Here is a 17,858-nt window from a genome sequence, read left to right on the forward strand (position 1 = left end):
TTTCAATGAGTAACATTATCCCATTTAAAACCAAAGCGAACTCGCTTGATGATGCGCTGAAAGCCTTTGCCTTTGCTGTATTTAAAAGCCGCCCGAATGACTTTGAGGAATGTTACACCTACACGGAAACATGCCAAGGCCGTACTAACAAACAACAAATTTCACCGATTGAGTACCTTTGTTTCTTAACTGAGGTTTGCTTTATTGAGCCGCTAATAGACCAGTTTGAGGAATACGAAACGGCCGCATTAGAAGCATTAACTAAAGCGGTAGATTGTGGGCGTCTTACTCTGGAAGGCGAGGCGTTATATCAATCTGTTTTAAGTGTGTCTCATGAAATGGCTGAACCAGCTGGAGGCGCAGAGAATGAAGCCGATTGATGTTATCCGTGATGTAAAGCTGAAAGCTAACGGCCAATGGCAAAACATATTATCTAACCTCGGGGCAGAAGTGCCCCTAAACACGCACACGGCTTGCCCTCACTGTGGCGGTAAAGACCGTTTTAGATTTGACGACAAAGACGGCAACGGCACATTTATTTGTAGTCAGTGCGGCTCGGGTGATGGGTTGGACTTAGTTCAGCGTGTTCTGGGTAGTAGCGTGACAGAAGCCGCGTATGAAGTGGCTGGCATGATTGGAATTGATACCCGTTCAGATAATCCACCAGCCTACCGTAGCCATGAGGTAAAAGCGCAACAGGACGCATTGAAAGCGCAGCAAGCCCAGAGCCAAGCTAACGAGCAGATAGAGAAGCATAAACGTTTTACAGCGCGATACAACCGCACTATTGCCAAAGCTAAACAGGGCGAGTCTGAGTATCTCAAGGCGAAAGGGTTTGATAGTACCACCGTGACTCTATTGTCTGATGGTTCGCTAATTATTCCATTGATAGACACTGACGGCACAATTACAGCCGCACAGACCATTAAACCCAATGGCGATAAACGGCTATTACTCGATAGTACGAAGAATGGCAGCTATTACCCTATCAATGAGCCTGTAAATGTTTCTACGGTGATTATCGCTGAAGGATTGGCAACCGCCATGACGTGCCAGTTAATTCAACCAGAAGCGCACACAGTAGCGGCAATTGATGCGGGTAACTTAATTCATGTGGCTAAGGTGATGCGGGCGAAGTACCCAGAGAGCAAGATTATCATTGCAGGTGACAACGATATTAAGCCAGACCAAGACAATACAGGGAAATTGGCTGCAGAAAGGGCAGCTAAGGCAGTCAATGGCATTACGGTTTTACCGCCTACCGATGATAAAGCCGATTGGGATGATTATCGCTTATCACACGGTATTGAGGCAGCAAGACAGGCATTTAATGCTCAAGTGGGTCAGCAGGAAGGTGAGGAAGTGAAAGAGGATAACGTGATCCAAATTGACGCGAAAAAGAAAGTTAGAACACACGATGATTTAGCCCCATTTTTTGATAAGCGTCACGGTGGTTTGTATTACATCGAACGCAAACAAAACAACACGACGGGCGAAATTGACGAAAAAGAAACATGGTTTTCGGATGAAATGGCAACGGTAGGCATTGGCTCTGATGGCAAAGACAGTTATTTAGTTATCCAAATGAAGCAAGAGGGCAGCAACCGCATAATTTATGAAGCCATTCCGAGGCGTGAATTAGGCTCACCTCAAGGATGGGGAAGATTGCGCTCCCGTGGCGTAAATATCACAACTAAGCGCGGTCAATTGGATTTACTGGCTAACTATCTTCAGCGAAAAGGAACGCGCGACGAATGGACGATCACACATACCGCTGGTTGGCATGATGGGGCATACGTGATGCCTGATGGTCATATTATTGGCACACCTAGCCGCCCTGTTGCTTTTTGTGGCGGAACGTCTGCCGTTGCGGGTTATATCGTCAGGGGAACCGCGGAAAGCTGGCGGAAGAATGTCGGTAATTTAATGAAAGGCAACCAATCCATGATTTTAGGTGGTTTAGTCGCGTTAGCTGCCCCTCTGAACTCATTATCGGGCGGTAGCTCGTTTGGCATTCACTTATTTGCTCAATCCTCAGCAGGGAAAACCACCACTGTAGAAGCTGCCTCAAGTATCTACGGTGTACCCGATGAACTGAAATTAACATGGGATGCGACGAAGTACGGGCTAACGATTGAAGCCGCTTCACGAAATGATGGGTTTATGCCGATTGATGAAATTGGACAGGGTAACGATGTGCGGCATGTCGCAGGAAGTGCCTACAGCCTATTCAATGGTACGGGGCGCATACAAGGCAATAAAGACGGTGGAAACAAAGCCGTTTTACGTTGGGCGATTGTGGCGTTATCAACGGGTGAGGAAGATTTTGAAACTTACCTCATTCGTAATGGCGTTACCCCCAAAGCAGGGCAATTAGTGCGGTTGGTTAGCGTGCCATTTACCGATACTGTTGAGTTTCACAGCCTTGATGATGGTGATTTGCATTCACGAGCAATAAAACGCGCATCAACGCAGCATTGCGGGGCAGTCGGTAGGGCATGGATTGAATATTTAGCCAACAATCAGGACATGGCCAACCAGAAAGTAACCTTCAAAGAAAACGAATGGTTATCGAGTTTACCCGAAGAAGCATCACCGCAGGTTAAACGAGTCGCTACCCGTTTTGCCATGTTGGACGCTACCGCAGAGCTAGCAACATCAATAACGGGTTGGGATATTGCCGAATGTAGCCGTTTTATTCGTAATAGCTTCAATGAGTGGCTGGAGAACTACGGCACAGGGAACCGCGAAAAATACCAAGTTGTTAAACGGGCAAGGGATTTCATTCAACGCTATGGATTGAATCGCTTTCAGCCATACACCTATGGCAAGCGTAACGGAGACCTAGACCGAACTTACGCAGGCAGGATAACAAACCTTGCGGGCTATTTGGTTTCTGGGCGCAGAGAGGACGGCAAGGACGAATATCACATTATCCCGTCAGTGTTCGAAGATGAAATACTCTCAGGCATCCAAAAGAAACTAGGGGCTGAAGCACTCGACGAGGCAGGTGTTTTAGTCAGACCAGAATCAGGGCGCGTAGACGGTAAAACTATCAGCATCAACGGTAGCCAGCAGCGATTTGTTGTCTTAATTGATAGTGAGGAAGAATAGCCAGCCAGAACAGAATCCTTGTGATGAATCAAAAACGCTGGGATAAGTGGGATAACGGGATAAGAACTAAAAAAGATAACAGTATTATTAAGTTAGGTTACTTCTATTTATCCCATGTTATCCCAAGCTATCCCAAAGGTAATGATAATAAATTGTTATAAATGTTAATTAAAAACCAAAGTTATCCCAAAAATAAAAAGTCTGGGATAAGAAAATAGGGTGTTTGGGATAAGTTAACCTGATGATATTAAATGTAAATAATCAACTTATCCCGTTATCCCAAAGAAAAATCGATTTTCGCCTATAGAGAGATATTTAAATGAGCACTCAAACACTGACACTAAAACGGAAAAATCCACCAGCGACGAACGCCCAAAAAAGCATACAGGCTAAAACGCCACAGGAAGCCCCACAGCAACCGAAGAAGAAACAACACCGTATCGACCGTATAGCGAAGCACTGGACGCTATTCAGTGAGCCAGAAGCAAAACCGCTAATGATTGGTATCAAGGAAGCCATGATTGCTGAGGTTAAAGAGAAAGGGCTGGATATCCCAGAGAGCCACATTAAACAGGGATTACGCTCATACATCAGCCGCAAGGCATATTTGAAAGCCCTTACTCTGGGCGGCAATCGGTTTGATACGCACGGACAACCTAACGGAGAGGTTACGCCAGAACAACAAAGCATAGCGGAGAAAAAACTGATAGAGTGGCTAAAGAAATGATACAGGAGCCTTATGAAAATTATTTACAGAAGCAAAGGTAATCAAGATGTAATTGAATTGGCTTATACAATTTTTGAGCTTGATAAAATTAAATATGCCATGCAAGCCGTCAGGCGTATCGCTGACGTTAATGTCAAAACTTCAGGATTTATTTTTAGACGCATGGTTATTACAGGTACGCCAGATCAAATCAAAATTGCTAGAAAGGCTCTGATTAGGCGTTACAGATAGTTATTAGTTGAACACCGCCAACGCATAAGCCGAGGCGGTTATGTATAATTGGCCTTATCAACTAAAAGGATCACCAAATGAAAAAAATCATGATAACGGCTTTATTGGCTTTGTTTCTATCGGGATGTGATAACAGTCCACCAGCACCCTACGGCTTTAAGTGGGGGCAGACTAAAGAAAGTGTTAAAGCATTAAATTTAAAAGATACAAACTGTAATTTTGAACACTCCTGTACTTTTCAAGAAACACCTGACGGACACGACGCAGCTATTTTGTTTACAACATTTCACGATAAGTTAGGGCTGTTCTATATATTTTATACTGAGAACTTCGATCAGAAAGCAACTACCAAAGATGAAGCATTTGAACTATATGAGCAAGCGGGAAATAAACTGGAAAAAGTATATGGCGAACCTGTAAATAAAACCCATATCATTAAAGATGAAAGTGATTTTTTTAATTGCTTAGCAAGCCAAGATTGTGGCGACGTTAATATGGATTTTGATAAAGATGGATACAAAGCAAACTTAAGAATGAGCGTATCAAATCAAGGGAAAACGCATCTAATTTATACTTTTAAAAGTCCTGTCTATAACTCACCGTTGAAATAGCAAGCATATAAATAGAACAGAAGCCGACCTTGAGTCGGTTTTTTTGTTGTCTTAATTTCAAGTAAATCAAGTTTAGTAGAAAATATTTCTACACTTATACTCTTTTGTAGCAATGTATTGTTGTTTGTTTTTTACTCTGGATTATAATTGTAGTGTATATAACTACAGGGTGGGTAAATAATCATGGATAAGCAAAAAAGAACCTTCAAGGCAGTGTCAATTGAAAGCGACATAGTAGATCGCGTTAAAAAATTTAAAGAAAAACAGGGTGAAAAAGATGTTTTCATTCAACGAGCGCCTATTAGCCAATTAATTCAAGGGCTATTAAGTGATGCCTTACAGCGTGAGGGGTTCTAATGGAAAAGTTACAACAGTTAGCGAGCACTATAGCCCAGATTTATGTTGATGGGCTAAAAGCGGAAACAGGAACAACATTAGTGACTTATAACGGCATTACAGGCGAAGTGATCCCTGAATTGCTGGCGGCAGGACTATTTGACAATGCGGTATCGAGTGTTAAGTCTCGCGGTGAGTCGTTCGACGTAGAAAGTAAAGCGTGTGATTTATTGCTTCCTTACCTAAACGTATTTACCAAGCCATATTCCATAACAGAACGATGTATTTGTGACATTGGTAAAATGGTGGGCTTTGCGCTGCGTGATGGTGATATTCGTGAGTTATCGACAACACATTAACTAGATGAGGTCATTATGTTTGAGATTGATGGGGTTGAAATCATCATTAAAGCCGACACTGAAGAAGTGCTTAAAGCAGGTAAAGAAGTTAGAGAAGCAAAGCGGAAAATGGCAGAAATGGGTAAACAGGCCGATGATACGTCGAAAGCCTTTTACCGTTTCGATAAAACAGCTATGGCCGTTTCCAGTGCGTTAAAAATGCCTGAAATTAACCGATTATCACGTCAAATGAGCGAGTTAACGGGGCAAATTGGCGCAGCGTCAGCCGCAACAGATAGAGCAACTAACGCGAATGCGCGTTTTACAGGGATAATTAGTAATGTCTCTGGGTTATTAGGTGCGGGGTATATTTCTAATATTGGCAGCGCGACCTCTTCACTCTTACAGCATACTCAAGGGGCAATTAATGCTACACAAGCCGAGGTTACACACACTCGCGCTATTCAAATGAAAGCACAGGCATTACAGGCCGCAGCCTCCCAAGAAGTGATTAACGCTAGAAATCTGACAATATCCGCACAAGCCGAGTTAAAAGCGGCTCAGGCAGCGTTAGAGCACGTTTATTCACTAGAAGCGGCTAATGATGCCAAGCAACGTGATTTAGAGTCACTGAGAGCACGACAGGCGGTACAGCTCAAGGATGCCGAAATAACCTATCAAATGGCAGCGAGTGAAGAAAATCTACAACGCGTCACCAAAGCCAGTAACGCCCTACATGCCACAGAAACCAAAATCAAAACGCATTTAGCCACAACAGGGAAAGAAATTGCGCGTGTTGAGGCTCAAGTTGCTAAAGCGAAAGAAGTTGAAGCCAACGCAACCCATAAATTAAATGCGGCATTAGCATTGGAGCAAAAAGCGAAAGCCACACTAGCGACCACAACGGACGCAGTGACCGCAGCCAATAACCGCGCAGCCCAAGCAGCTAAAACTCAGTCTATGGCTATGCAAGGGTTACGGGGCGCAGTTGGGTTATTAGGTGGCCCTACTGGTGTATTCTTTTTAGCTGCCGCAGGTGTTTACGCGCTGTATAACGCCATGAACGATGACACCGCAACTAAAGAGTTTAACGACAGGGTAGATCAGTGGATTGATAAAATTGACGAGCTGTCAGCAAAACAGGCGCGTGTTGTGGCTAACCGCTTAGGCGAGAAGATAGCGGAAACAACCACAGAACTAGACGGACAGAAAAAAAACCTATTAGACGTAAATGAGCAGTTACGCTACTACAGAGAAGAACTTGGTAGAATTGAGCAAGCGATTAAATCCCAAAAAGCTCAAGGTATGGAAGTTGGCACTCCATATGTGCGTGATGACTTTGTGAAGTTGATTGATGATCTTACTAAAAAACAGCAACAGTATGAGTTAGTTATATCAGAAGGTGAGCAAAATATTCGTCGCTGGACGGTATCACAAGGTAAAGCCGCTGATATTGCTAAGGTTAGAGCACAACAAACGGATGAGCTGGCCAGAGCCGATTTAATTTACCAACGCCAAGCTAAAGGCGTGATTGATGCTAACCAACAAGTAGCCCGATCACTGGAGTTAGGCAGCGAGGCAGCGGTTAAGAAAGAGCAGGCTATCAAAGAGCTAGAAAAGGCATTGATTGCTGACGGCTTTGTTAAAGACTCTGAAATATTTAAACAGAAAATCCAAGAGTTAACGGATGAGTTTGATAAAACGGTCAGTTTGAACCTTGCTAACTCTCTCACTGAGATTGAACAGCGTACCCAAGCCCTCACTATTGGCATGAAAGACGGTAAGCCGGCACTGGATGAATACAACGCCTCGTTGCTCCTTATGCAAATGGGATTACAACAAGGTTCAGCGGCCTACAATACCGAACTCCCGAAAGCTATTGAAGCCATACGTAAGTTACGTGAAGCCCAAGAAGCCGCGCTAAGCAGTAAATCAAAAGGCAATAAATCTGCTAAGGCTGCCAACCAAGCAAATGAAGCGATAAAACGTCAGAGTGAGCAATTGGCCACACTGAAAAAACGCTATGGATTACTGGAAAGTGGCGCAGCCGACGTTAACCGCGAAATGGCAATCTATGAAGCTGTTCAGCGACTCGGAGCACAGGCAACGGAGAAACAAAAAGCGGCTATCTCAAAAGAAGCAGCGGAACTGTTTGACCTCAATCAGCGCGTGAATGATTTTATTGCGGCTCAGGAAATAACCCCAGAATTAAAACTGGCGCATACCTTTGGTGAGGAAGTGAAAACCCTCAAGCGTTTGTTAGATGCGGGATTCATCAACAAGGAAGATTTTGAGCGCATGGGACGTGAGGCGATGGTGTCATTTAATCAGGGAATGACTGATATCAAAATCAATGCCTCAGTCAATTACATTGAGGAGAACCGCGCTAAATTTGACCCGATTCAGGCATTGGCTAATGAGCATACTCAGAAGTTGGCCATGATGAAAGAATACAAGGCGCAAGAGTTACAAATACTCAATGAAGCCTATGCAAAACAACAGATTAGCCATGACCAGTTCACCGCGTCTAAGGCGGCAACTGACGCACAATATCAGCTACTCAGAACCGCAGCAGAGAAAGAGTATCAACAGCAGCAGTTAGCGGCACAATGGGAGCTAATGAGGCAGCAGAACCTAGGCTATGAAATGTTGGCTTCAGCGGTTGATTCTCTGGCGGGTAATGTTTCAAACGTCATGACAGGGTTAATCACTGGCTCAATGGATGCGTCCGAGGCGTTGCGTTCGTTAGGTAATACGATGCTAAACAGTGTTGTAAATTCCATTGCTCAGGTTGGTGTGGAGATGCTTAAAAACTTCATACTTACTCAAACGATTGGTAAATCTGCGCAAGTCGCAAATGTACTGGCGGCTAAGGTGGGAGGCGCGGCAGCGTTGGCAGCTTGGACACCAGCGGCAATAGCGGCATCTATCGCAACGGGCGGAGCCGCATCAGGGACAGGATTATCAGCCTATCAAGGGGCGCAAGCATCAGGAATGGCTATGTCTGCGCTTAGTTTTGGTGGTGGGCGTGAGCATGGTGGGGTAGTTGATGCGAGTAAATACTATCGTGTCGGTGAAAATGGTAAGCCTGAGATATTCCAAGCGAGTACGGGCAAGCAATACATGATCCCTGGTGACAATGGGCGAGTTATATCAAACAAAGATTTACAGGGCGGCAGTCGATTACCTCCGATCATCAACGTATACCAGCAAGCCTCAGGCGCAACAGTTGATGTAACCGCAGAACGAGGATTAAACGAGCGTGACGTGGTTAATATCGTTGTCCGTAACATTATCGATGGACGCGAGATAAGCGGAGCAATGGCAACGCACCATAATGCCCCAAGGAAGGCGACAGGCTCTTTGTAATTATGTATAGGGCAGCAATCTGCCCTTTGGTTTTATTGGAGTACAGCAATGATAAAAGTAAAAGTTGTCAGTAAAAAAGGAAACGGTAGCTTTGACCGCTATGTTAGCCATGTTCAGCAAAGAGTGTCTTTAGCTATGCAACGGTTTCTTATCGATGCTGGAGCACAAGCCGCAGTCTATACGCCTATAGATACTTCAACATTGATTAATAGCCAATTTCGCACAGTTACCGTTAACGGCACACGAGTAACGGGGCGTATTGGTTATTCCGCCAGCTATGCCGCGTATGTGCATGACCCGAAAGTTAAGCAGAAGTTTAAACGCCCAACGGCTAAAAAAGAGTTCCTGAAAAAAGGTGTAGAGGAAACATTACCCAATTTAACTAAGTATATTCAGGAAGAATTGAAGCGTTAACTTTGATGATTTAGATACCAGTACGCGCGAGGGGAAAATATGCAGAAAACAATCAAAAAGAAAACTAACCGTTATTTTAATGATGTGCCTACAACGCGCCTAATCGTGACGTGTGAGCAGTCAGTCATTGATATGGTAGATATTCACATTAGAGCCGATAGAGTGACTAGGGGCAATCGTGCGGAGTTTGTGAGGCAAGCAATCATTGAGAAGCTACAGCGCGAACTTTGATGATTAACGGAGCAGTACGCGCACGCGTGAGACTGTAAATCTTTGACGATTTAGTGACACGTTAAGAATGATGATTTTCGGGCACGTTAGCAAAGGTAGTTAGATAGTTTTTACACATCGTAGAACGGGAGTTTTCGGACACGTTAGCGGTTAGTTTTCGGACATCGTAGCAAGAGTATTCGGAGTCCATAAATAAAGGGTTGAATTAGCGGCAAATATAGATATTAAATCTTAACAATTCTTAACGTTTTTCTAATGCCAAAATCTTAAGAAATCCTAAGATTATTACTGGTTGGATGCTAACATTTGATAACGTATTTCGGTCAATACCACCTCACGAAACCTCACGCATTAATCCTAACAAATCCTAACGTTTTAGACTGATTGAGATGGTAGCTAACATGCCGAGAAATAGATAATATTTAGTGAAATATCACACTGCGCATTAATGCCAAAATTGCGCACTAAAACTGCGCACAGAATTGCGAATTCGCAGTTTGAAAATTGCGAACAAAAGTGCGAATTTCGCAGTTGGCCATGAAGTGGGAATGTAGTATTAAAGCCGCTTTCTGTCTGGTTTTGTTCAATGATGACCTGTTATCAATTGTTATGGTTCATTGTTGAGAAATGTTAAGGTTGTTCGCAGTTTACTACTACATAAAACTACACGTTGAACTTAGTAAAACTTAGTAATCATTCGCAGTTTGATATGTATCGGAATGTATCGGTAAATTGCGCACTAGCTGCTAAGAAATGCTAAGGTTTAATGCGCAGTTGAATACCAAGTTTTACAGAGGTAATTAGCCGCTCAGTTTGCCAGTAATATCCTTGTGACGCTTCCACGCTGAATAAATATCCTTATCCCACGCTTTACCACCTTTAGTTTGATAACCAGCCTCATTAATTCGTTCTGCGATAATGCGCCCGTTATCTATACCCTCTGATAGCACCAAATTAACCACAGAAACGACAGCAGACTCATTATAGGTATACGGTGGGATATCTGCCTTACCAGCAATTAAAGATGCCACAGACGATTCTAGGCGTTCCACTAGCGATAACATACGAGCATCAGGATTACTGTCTGGGCGGTTTAACTTCTCTTTGATAGCAGAGACTATCCACGCTGTTTTATCACTGCCAGAGTTCGCTACAGCATCATTAAACAGGGCTTGTAGTTCAGCAGGTAGACGAAAGGCAATAAGATTAGATTTACTCATGATAATAGTCCGTTATTAATTCAGTGAGTGCTTATTATATCAGCGTATAACACTGTTATACAGATTAGAAAATGTAAAATTGCTGGTGGATTTAACGGATAAATCCATAACTTAAAGTTAGGGTAACTTACTGTAAAACAAGCAAAGCGTATTATTGTGCCTTGTAACTGACTGAATACATGGCAAAGCTCAAATTTGAGCACAGTCTAATTTTACCAATAGAATCAATCGGCTCATTTTTGAGCCTGCATTTATCAATAGAAACAGTGCTCTCAAAATAGAGGAGGGTTAACGATTGTGATTATGACCATAGTCGGAAAGGGTGACAGTTGAAATGCTACCCTTGATACTGAGGACGGCTTGAAATGAAGCTCTCATATCAAAACCACAAATTAGTGCCTTTAGCCAAAGTAGCTAAGTATTAGCCAGTACAGCTAACCACCCAAAAAAACACGGTGTAGTTATTTTGTTATCAAAAAGACTCACATTAATAACGTACCAAAATGGTACTGATATAAACCACGGTGGTACTATCGTGTTGCTATAGTGATTGCAAAGTATCCGTTTTGGTATCCACCGAAAAGGCTATATTTTACTGGATACTCTATCCGCTGTATGTTGACAATTGTTGACATCAGAACCAGACAAAACCTGACATGAGAACAAAGTAAATGTTGTTAATTGTTGTGGTCGAAAACTTGTCAAAACTTGTCATCACGCCAAACAAATTTATAAGCCCGTCCAAAATTAAATAGGTACGCAGTAGGTATGTGTTTAATTCTCGCGTTTCGCTATAATTAAATGAAATCATGATGTTGTGTAAAAGTACGCAGAATGGTACGCAGCAAAACAAGGGTAATAAGTTTGGACTAGTCTTGACGGATTTAACTTGGCCGCCACCATGAAACATAACCTATTGATTTTCCCGATACCGTCACTTTGGGTTTGCCATGAGATAGCGTATTTTAACCTGTGAGAGTGGTTGCCAGCTTGACTGTTGCCACTTTGGTTGCCAGCAAAACAGTAGTTTTATGCTAGTGGATTGATGGGCTTTGATTGTTCCAATTCAGCACAATCAAGGTATAGCGATAATCACAACACCTTTGAGGTATAGCCATGTTACAACGTGAAGCAATAGAAGCCGTTATGATGGAGTTAGCCCACCAGCAAGGACAATCACTCAACGGACGCGATAGGTTAGCGATTAGAACAGGTGTAGCGCAGACGATACAGGCTAAAGAGCGGCACAGGCGTAGAATGGCAGCACCTACCTACCAATGGACGAAGCCAGCACCAAAACGGTGATGCGAAGATAATCGCAATGGTCAAATATTAAGCGATGCAAGAAAAAGTGCGACGGTATACAGGCTATAGGTTGCCTTGAAATCAAGGGCACTTAAGGCGACTGAATAGGACTCCTTGATATTAAGGAGACATGAGGCTCTGAAATTGGAGGCTCGTCACTGGCTGGCAATATTCTAATAATGGCCGTGAGATAAAAGTAACCACTTTGGTAACCACCAAAAGTAACCACAATGCAAATAAGCATTGCGATACCCACAGGACAATTTTGTCCTCTGAATATTAATTTCATACTGATAATAAAAACATCTCATAACGATAAATGTAATCATCTTAAAAGGATGGTCGTAATTAATTGGTAGATGTGAACTATATTTCATATAAAATATTCTACGCTTAGGACTTAAAGCCATAAACAAGAGTGTTATAAGCTATTAAATTGTGTCTGTGAGAAATATTATAAAAAAGGTGAAGCATTGTGAGCATATTAAAATCGATTTGGGATTTTTTTGGGCTTTATCAGACTAAAAAAATAAGAATTTTACATGCGTTAATTCTACTTTTGGTAATATCACAAATCATTGTGAGTAATTGGATGACGGGAACTAAGTCAGTAGTTGTTCCGTTTTTTGACGAGACTTATTTATTCACTTGGATTCATATCGTTTCAGGTTTTGTGCTTTTTTTCTTAACGTTCTTTTTAGTCGTGTTATGTTTTAACCAGCGAGGGTTTAGATATTTTTATCCCTATCTCTGGGGGGACTTTAAGCAAATCAAAGAAGATATAAACTCTCTTTTAGCTAAAAAGCTACCAGACAGCTCACCTAAAGGGCTTGCCGCGACAGTTCAAGGGTTAGGGTTAGGTGCTTTATCAATTGTTATTTTGTCTGGTATTGCATGGTTTATTCTATGGTTACAGCAGTCACCACTTGCTTTAGAGGCTAGAAGTATTCATAAATCACTCACAATTTTAATTGAGATTTATATTTATGGTCACGGTGGTTTAGGGATTATTCATTTTATAATTTGGAAAAAAAGTAAAAATAAATAGGTTTGCTTGATACCTCATTGGCAATATGGGTGATTAGTCGCCCATATTCATTAAATGATATTTTGTTGCAATCTGTAGATGCTAATAAGTTACCGTGACGCAAATATGCGTTACCGAGTAAATCAATAGTTTATCTACTCTGAACATGAATAACCAAAGCTAAAATAACGGTCCTATTGCGGTCCGTATAATGTGATTGAACGGCAAGATTACGGCAAGGTTAGACGGGGATGTTGCGGGGAGGGTTAAGCCGATAACGGTAAGGTTACGGTAAGGAATCAGGGCGAGATTAGGGCGAGGTTTCCATAATGGTTTCCAGTGAAAACACACTTTAGGAAATGGAAACTAACACTAAGGTTACGCTAAGGTTTCAGGCGGTCAATTTGACCGTTAGTAATATAAACAATGTATTGTCACCCCTTACCATTGGTCACTGAAACGATGACCAATGAGCGTTAATCTGGTTTTGTGACAGAATTAAACGTTATCAATTAGTTATATTTTGATTCCGTCGATTTACGGAATTAAGCATAATCAATAGCTTATAGATACATACGGGATTATCCCGTATCATCATGGATAAATTAACGTTTAGATCACCCCTAGAAATTGGAATTATTACCCGACCTTCCAGAGTCCCAATAGCATTATATTTTAACCAATTGCTTATATTGTGATGGTATTAAGATGAATAAACCAGAAATGAGAAGCGTAAAATCAATAAGGATCACCACGTCAGGAACGGTAATAAAAGCCCCTGAGCGAGTTAAAACAGCGTCAGGTAAAGTTATGGCCACAATGACTATTCAGGCTGAGAGTGACAAGCGTAGCCCGTACCCATTAAAGATAGTGGCATTCGATATTAACGCGCTGGAGCTAATGACCTGTCAGAAAGGAAACAAAGTAACTGCTACAGGTCGTTATGAATGGTTTAATGGTTATCAGCTAACAGGGGCGCAGATAGTTACCTGTTAGTAAATGTTAGTATCAATAAGCCGATTTGAAATCGGGAAATCCAAAGAGGTTATTTCTCCTCTTTAAGCTAACCCAATATTATTAGACTAGCTAACAACTAAAACTCTTAAAGATATGTGGTTCAGCTAACCCGAAAATATCGGGGCAGTTCGAATAAGTCCACCAGCCTACCTATTCTATTTTGTACACCTCATATTGAGGTGCGCAAATAATCATTGCCGTCACTTGAAATCGCATTAGTGATAATCACTCATCCCGTTTGAAACAGAGGCAGTGAAAAACACGGGGAGGGTTATTTCTGGTTGGTGTTTCATTATCTGCAATAAAATTGCCATTGATGATATTTATGCAATGCTGGTGGCATTGGGAATACTGAAGCCTGAACCTCTTAATTTTTGAGTCACAAAATAAAAAGGGGGCATAATTGGGGGCATGACACGAAATTGAATGAATTTAATGCGTTTATAATCAGTGTATTATGTGTTTATATTGAATCCTGTAGGGCCATTAATTTTCAATCACTTACCATCATTTAAAATTCTCCACTTTTCCTAACTGGGATGTATTTGGGACGCAAGTACCGAAAATAGTGTCTATTGGCTTCGTGCGTTCAGTTAAATGATTAGGTGCTAAGTGGGCATATCTTCTCACCATGTCAACCGATTTCCAGCCGCCCATCTTTTGTAGAACTGAAAGCGGGACGCCAGACTGAATCAATCAATTCGCCCATGTATGCCGCAGATCATGAAAGCGGAAATTTTCTATTCCTGCTCTTTTGAGTGCGGATCTCCATGCTGTGTTAGAATCAACTCGCATTTTTCTAACGCTTGGCGTTAATGTTCCGTCTGGCCTCTTTTTGGATTTGGTGTGAACAAATAATCGCTTGCGGCTTGCTTGGCTTAACCATGAATCCATCTCGCATTGCACGGTTATATTTCTGATTTGTACGCATGATTAATCCTCACGTATCTTGCGATAGCGATTGTTATTTAGGTTCTGGTGTTGGTGCGACGAGTGAAACTAGAAGTTCTTGTTATAGTACACGCTCTAATTTCTGGGAACATGTGGCGTTTTACAACTACATACAAAGCATTGTTGAGGAGTCAGGACGAATTAGGCCAACGAATGAAATGTGGGAGGAGGCAGAAAAACCGTTTTTAGTCGTTGTAGAATCATTGAAGCCCGATGTAGTTATAGTGTTAGGCTCTATGTTAGGTGAATGGGTCCCTGCATTAAATGATAATGTTAAAGTGGCCTATTTGTATCACCCATCAAGTGGTTATTTTAATTATGAAGGCGTAATACCAGCCATTAAGAAAGCAATGAATGATGCTAAACGAGAAAGTAATTCTTAGTGCTTTTTGACACCAAAATCCTAAGAAATTCTATGCAAACTATCTCATTGTGTTTTATCTATTTCATTAATTCTCTTTAAAATACGAGTGATTACGTTATTGGCGTATTCCATTGAGCTAAGGTAGATAATATTATTTTTATCAAATCCCGTTCTGTTAAATTGAAACCTTAGACCAGGAGTGCAAATGAGCAGTTTTGCATTTTGAGAAATTAATTTTACTATGTTTGATTCTGTATTATCAGGGTAAACTTCCCAGTCTAAGTTAATTTTGTTTATCTTATTTTGTAGGGCTGAAACATAGTTATCAACTGTATTTCCATCGAGAAAGCGAGTAATAAAGCTAGAGCCACTAACCCATGGGAACGCTGTTCTTCCAAGTGTAGGGCTTCGGCTATAAATTAAATAAATTTTATTCTTTTCCATTTCGCTCCCTAAGATAAATTCATGTATGCAAATGATTATCATACTCATTAGTGTGGGTGTCAATTTTATTGTTACCGTCACTTGTTTAGTTTTAGTTACTTAGATATAGCTACGAGCTTATGACCTACCAGAAAGAAAACAATATAATCGCTACAGGTACTATGGATGGTTTAATGGTTATCACTTAACAGGAGTGCGGATAGTTACCTACTTTTAACTGACTCTCTTTAAGATGATCAGTTTAATTACTTCGAAATTACCGAGGCAATCTCAAATCTACCTATAAAATCATAGTTACTTGTACACTCAATTAAAGGGAAGTGGGCAGTGGCTTAACACCCAATGAATCAGAACGATTACATTGGGAAAACTCTAAAACGGTGACCAATTTTTGTTGATCACTACAGTATAAGTTGTGTAATTTGATTTGAATAGACCAATAATTGTCTACCTACATTATTGGCGATTAAGCACTTTCTCTGTCGCTCAAACAAAAGAATACCAAGAGACTCTTTTAGCTGTCTGACGCGAACTGTAATATTCGATTGAGCACACTCTATAATTTTAGTTACTCAAAGTGCGCTACCTTTACTAATAACCAGTTCAAATGTTTTAAGTAAAATAGAATTCATTAATATCAACACGCTTCATCAATATATTTGTTATGGATTTTGTATTCAATCAAATGATTATGTGTTAAAACACTTCATATCATAATAACGCTTTATTAAAGCAAATAACCCAACGCATTAAATGGTTAAATTACAATTAACTAGAAATTTAACTCCACTTACAATAACAAAATATAATAAAATATAACAAAATAAATTAATTATAAGTAAAATAATATTTGTTCATTCATGTTTTTTTAAATAATGTAAATGGCAAGAAGATAACAAACTAAAAAATTTCAAAAAATAAATCAAAAAATAAATCAAAAAATAAATCAAAAAATAAATCAAAAAATCATTCAATACCTATGAGCGAGAACACTATCATGACTATGAAGCAGCTTATTGTAATAGGTGCAAGAGATACAGGAACAAGTCTTACCTTAGTTAACCAAGCATTAATAAACCAATATTCAGTCGTAATTATTATCTCTGATAAAGAACTATTAAAAAATGTCTTTTCTCCGGAAGTAACCGTTGTATATTTAGAGAAAACACAAAAGACGTTTCTTAATTGGATAAACTCACACTGTGACTTAAGTAGCATCATGGTGACATGTGCCCACGAAAATTATGCGGTCATAGCAGCAAATATTTGTGCAGAACTTAACTTAAATGGTCCTAGTCCTGAAAAGATAAAATTAGCAACTTCTAAAGTTTTTCAGAAAAAAATCTTTAATCAACAACATAATAATGGGTTTACTGTTTCTATTGAAGAACCCGTTAATGAAGTGAAACTTTCAGGAAGTCTCAATACACTAAACTATCCATTGGTTATTAAGCCATGTAAGGGATCTGCAAGTTTAGGGGTGAAAAAATGCCATAGTAAATATGATGCCATTAAACATTTAAATGATTTATATGAAGATTATCATCAAGACCAAAAGATGATATTAACTCATGAAGTTATTATTGAACCTTATGTACAAGGTAGAGAATATTGTATTGAGTTTTTTGACGGTATTTGTGTTGGTGTTCTACAAAAGTTCAAACAAGATGGAGACGAATTTTTTGAGCGTGGCTATACATCAGAACTCAATCTAGAGCCTATCTATATCAAACCAGTCATTCAAAAGGTATCGGATATCATTAATAAATTAGGCCTTGATTGGGGGCCCGTGCATGTGGACAGTATCATTAATGAGCATGGTTATCATATTATAGAGATTAACCCTCGTATTGCAGGAAGTTTTATTTGCCAACTAGTTCATGATGCTTATCAATTCGATATTGTCACTGCATTACTGAATAAATTAAGTGATAAACCTTACTGCATCCCTGCAAAAATGCAGTTAAGTGCACTAGCTTATGTCAATTTTATCCTATTGTCTGATCCTATCACTTGGGAAATTACTGAGACAAGCCTATTAGAGAATGAACAAATCAACGTGATATGTGGTCAGCAATATTCACAAGAAAGAAATAGACGAGCATTTATTTATACCCTTTTAAAACATGATGGTAGAGCAAAGGATTTAACGTAAAACG

19 protein-coding genes and 1 pseudogene are annotated in these 17,858 nt (G+C 40.5%); 16 read left to right on the forward strand and 4 right to left on the reverse strand.

Going from position 1 to position 17,858, the window contains the following annotated elements; translation table 11 throughout:
• Positions 1–5 precede the first annotated feature (5 nt).
• The 11 genes from M1F17_RS05760 (at position 6) to M1F17_RS05810 (ending at position 9,371) form a co-directional block, all read left to right on the forward strand.
• Positions 6–380: a hypothetical protein gene (locus M1F17_RS05760; RefSeq protein ID WP_004265397.1), complete on the forward strand. Its 375-nt coding sequence runs from the start codon at positions 6–8 to the stop codon at positions 378–380.
• Complete coding sequence (locus M1F17_RS05765) at positions 367–3,114, forward strand: DUF927 domain-containing protein (protein WP_209122266.1); 2,748 nt, start codon at positions 367–369, stop codon at positions 3,112–3,114. The genes M1F17_RS05760 and M1F17_RS05765 overlap by 14 nt, the downstream gene beginning before the upstream one ends.
• 23 nt (positions 3,115–3,137) lie before the next feature.
• On the forward strand, positions 3,138–3,275 hold the full coding sequence (locus tag M1F17_RS05770; RefSeq protein ID WP_165119736.1) for a hypothetical protein: 138 nt from the start codon (positions 3,138–3,140) through the stop codon (positions 3,273–3,275).
• Positions 3,276–3,433: 158 nt separating this feature from the next.
• A complete protein-coding gene (locus M1F17_RS05775) occupies positions 3,434–3,841 on the forward strand; it encodes a ProQ/FINO family protein (protein ID WP_318837298.1) in 408 nt (135 codons plus the stop codon).
• Between the two features lie 12 nt (positions 3,842–3,853).
• A complete protein-coding gene (locus M1F17_RS05780; protein WP_137019060.1) occupies positions 3,854–4,072 on the forward strand; it encodes a tryptophan synthase subunit alpha in 219 nt (72 codons plus the stop codon).
• Positions 4,073–4,149: 77 nt separating this feature from the next.
• Positions 4,150–4,683 (forward strand): hypothetical protein, encoded by a 534-nt coding sequence (locus M1F17_RS05785; RefSeq protein ID WP_004265659.1) that lies wholly within the window; start codon positions 4,150–4,152, stop codon positions 4,681–4,683.
• Between the two features lie 183 nt (positions 4,684–4,866).
• Positions 4,867–5,040, forward strand: a complete 174-nt coding sequence (locus tag M1F17_RS05790; protein ID WP_004255410.1) for a hypothetical protein — start codon at positions 4,867–4,869, stop codon at positions 5,038–5,040.
• The gene (locus tag M1F17_RS05795) at positions 5,040–5,378 is read left to right on the forward strand and encodes a hypothetical protein (protein ID WP_004265374.1); all 339 of its coding nucleotides are present in this window, start codon (positions 5,040–5,042) and stop codon (positions 5,376–5,378) included. The genes M1F17_RS05790 and M1F17_RS05795 overlap by 1 nt, the downstream gene beginning before the upstream one ends.
• A gap of 15 nt (positions 5,379–5,393) precedes the next feature.
• Positions 5,394–8,726 carry a hypothetical protein gene (locus tag M1F17_RS05800; protein ID WP_318837299.1) on the forward strand — a complete coding sequence of 1,111 codons (3,333 nt, stop codon included), beginning with the start codon at positions 5,394–5,396 and terminating at the stop codon, positions 8,724–8,726.
• Positions 8,727–8,774: 48 nt separating this feature from the next.
• Positions 8,775–9,140 (forward strand): HK97 gp10 family phage protein, encoded by a 366-nt coding sequence (locus tag M1F17_RS05805; RefSeq protein ID WP_318837300.1) that lies wholly within the window; start codon positions 8,775–8,777, stop codon positions 9,138–9,140.
• Between the two features lie 39 nt (positions 9,141–9,179).
• On the forward strand, positions 9,180–9,371 hold the full coding sequence (locus M1F17_RS05810; RefSeq protein ID WP_004255159.1) for a hypothetical protein: 192 nt from the start codon (positions 9,180–9,182) through the stop codon (positions 9,369–9,371).
• Positions 9,372–10,171: 800 nt separating this feature from the next.
• On the opposite strand, the gene M1F17_RS05815 is transcribed toward M1F17_RS05810, so the two are convergent.
• The gene (locus M1F17_RS05815; RefSeq protein WP_226617217.1) at positions 10,172–10,591 is read right to left on the reverse strand and encodes a hypothetical protein; all 420 of its coding nucleotides are present in this window, start codon (positions 10,589–10,591) and stop codon (positions 10,172–10,174) included.
• A 1,116-nt stretch (positions 10,592–11,707) separates the two neighbouring features.
• Between M1F17_RS05815 and M1F17_RS05820 the strand changes: the two genes are divergently transcribed.
• The 3 genes from M1F17_RS05820 to M1F17_RS05830 all read left to right on the forward strand — a co-directional run bounded on the left by M1F17_RS05820 (position 11,708) and on the right by M1F17_RS05830 (position 13,919).
• Positions 11,708–11,896, forward strand: a complete 189-nt coding sequence (locus tag M1F17_RS05820; protein WP_181489816.1) for a hypothetical protein — start codon at positions 11,708–11,710, stop codon at positions 11,894–11,896.
• Positions 11,897–12,371: 475 nt separating this feature from the next.
• Entirely contained in the window at positions 12,372–12,944 is a 573-nt protein-coding gene (locus M1F17_RS05825; protein WP_102139341.1) for a cytochrome b/b6 domain-containing protein, read from the forward strand.
• Positions 12,945–13,631: 687 nt separating this feature from the next.
• Positions 13,632–13,919, forward strand: a complete 288-nt coding sequence (locus tag M1F17_RS05830; RefSeq protein ID WP_102139340.1) for a hypothetical protein — start codon at positions 13,632–13,634, stop codon at positions 13,917–13,919.
• A gap of 528 nt (positions 13,920–14,447) precedes the next feature.
• Here M1F17_RS05830 and M1F17_RS05835 read toward each other — a convergent pair.
• Positions 14,448–14,804: pseudogene (locus M1F17_RS05835) on the reverse strand (tyrosine-type recombinase/integrase); the annotation flags it as partial.
• Positions 14,740–14,871 carry a hypothetical protein gene (locus tag M1F17_RS05840; RefSeq protein WP_255456463.1) on the reverse strand — a complete coding sequence of 44 codons (132 nt, stop codon included), beginning with the start codon at positions 14,869–14,871 and terminating at the stop codon, positions 14,740–14,742. The gene M1F17_RS05840 and the pseudogene M1F17_RS05835, both read right to left, overlap by 65 nt.
• On the opposite strand from M1F17_RS05840, the gene M1F17_RS05845 reads away from it, so the two are divergent.
• The gene (locus M1F17_RS05845) at positions 14,870–15,274 is read left to right on the forward strand and encodes a hypothetical protein (protein WP_141240665.1); all 405 of its coding nucleotides are present in this window, start codon (positions 14,870–14,872) and stop codon (positions 15,272–15,274) included. The two genes, M1F17_RS05840 and M1F17_RS05845, sit on opposite strands and share 2 nt — an antisense overlap.
• A 44-nt stretch (positions 15,275–15,318) precedes the next feature.
• Here the strand turns inward: M1F17_RS05845 and M1F17_RS05850 are convergent, their stop codons facing one another.
• On the reverse strand, positions 15,319–15,699 hold the full coding sequence (locus M1F17_RS05850) for a nitrogen fixation protein NifS (RefSeq protein WP_226617325.1): 381 nt from the start codon (positions 15,697–15,699) through the stop codon (positions 15,319–15,321).
• 997 nt (positions 15,700–16,696) lie between these two features.
• On the opposite strand from M1F17_RS05850, the gene M1F17_RS05855 reads away from it, so the two are divergent.
• Positions 16,697–17,854: an ATP-grasp domain-containing protein gene (locus M1F17_RS05855; protein WP_164455233.1), complete on the forward strand. Its 1,158-nt coding sequence runs from the start codon at positions 16,697–16,699 to the stop codon at positions 17,852–17,854.
• Positions 17,855–17,858 lie beyond the last annotated feature (4 nt).

It is taken from the genome of Providencia sp. PROV073 (assembly GCF_033688125.1).
GTDB classification, from domain to species: Bacteria; Pseudomonadota; Gammaproteobacteria; order Enterobacterales; family Enterobacteriaceae; genus Providencia; species Providencia hangzhouensis.

What these genes read in the sequence shown, in the direction of transcription:
- M1F17_RS05830 (WP_102139340.1), top strand. Translation starts at nt 13,632, where the DNA reads ATGAATAAACCAGAAATGAGAAGCGTAAAATCAATAAGGATCACCACG.
- M1F17_RS05790 (WP_004255410.1), top strand. Translation starts at nt 4,867, where the DNA reads ATGGATAAGCAAAAAAGAACCTTCAAGGCAGTGTCAATTGAAAGCGAC.
- M1F17_RS05800 (WP_318837299.1), top strand. Translation starts at nt 5,394, where the DNA reads ATGTTTGAGATTGATGGGGTTGAAATCATCATTAAAGCCGACACTGAA.
- M1F17_RS05785 (WP_004265659.1), top strand. Translation starts at nt 4,150, where the DNA reads ATGAAAAAAATCATGATAACGGCTTTATTGGCTTTGTTTCTATCGGGA.
- M1F17_RS05770 (WP_165119736.1), top strand. Translation starts at nt 3,138, where the DNA reads ATGAATCAAAAACGCTGGGATAAGTGGGATAACGGGATAAGAACTAAA.
- M1F17_RS05765 (WP_209122266.1), top strand. Translation starts at nt 367, where the DNA reads ATGAAGCCGATTGATGTTATCCGTGATGTAAAGCTGAAAGCTAACGGC.
- M1F17_RS05775 (WP_318837298.1), top strand. Translation starts at nt 3,434, where the DNA reads ATGAGCACTCAAACACTGACACTAAAACGGAAAAATCCACCAGCGACG.
- M1F17_RS05780 (WP_137019060.1), top strand. Translation starts at nt 3,854, where the DNA reads ATGAAAATTATTTACAGAAGCAAAGGTAATCAAGATGTAATTGAATTG.
- M1F17_RS05815 (WP_226617217.1), bottom strand. Translation starts at nt 10,591, where the DNA reads ATGAGTAAATCTAATCTTATTGCCTTTCGTCTACCTGCTGAACTACAA.
- M1F17_RS05760 (WP_004265397.1), top strand. Translation starts at nt 6, where the DNA reads ATGAGTAACATTATCCCATTTAAAACCAAAGCGAACTCGCTTGATGAT.
- M1F17_RS05850 (WP_226617325.1), bottom strand. Translation starts at nt 15,699, where the DNA reads ATGGAAAAGAATAAAATTTATTTAATTTATAGCCGAAGCCCTACACTT.
- M1F17_RS05840 (WP_255456463.1), bottom strand. Translation starts at nt 14,871, where the DNA reads ATGCGTACAAATCAGAAATATAACCGTGCAATGCGAGATGGATTCATG.
- M1F17_RS05855 (WP_164455233.1), top strand. Translation starts at nt 16,697, where the DNA reads ATGACTATGAAGCAGCTTATTGTAATAGGTGCAAGAGATACAGGAACA.
- M1F17_RS05810 (WP_004255159.1), top strand. Translation starts at nt 9,180, where the DNA reads ATGCAGAAAACAATCAAAAAGAAAACTAACCGTTATTTTAATGATGTG.
- M1F17_RS05805 (WP_318837300.1), top strand. Translation starts at nt 8,775, where the DNA reads ATGATAAAAGTAAAAGTTGTCAGTAAAAAAGGAAACGGTAGCTTTGAC.
- M1F17_RS05820 (WP_181489816.1), top strand. Translation starts at nt 11,708, where the DNA reads ATGTTACAACGTGAAGCAATAGAAGCCGTTATGATGGAGTTAGCCCAC.
- M1F17_RS05845 (WP_141240665.1), top strand. Translation starts at nt 14,870, where the DNA reads ATGATTAATCCTCACGTATCTTGCGATAGCGATTGTTATTTAGGTTCT.
- M1F17_RS05795 (WP_004265374.1), top strand. Translation starts at nt 5,040, where the DNA reads ATGGAAAAGTTACAACAGTTAGCGAGCACTATAGCCCAGATTTATGTT.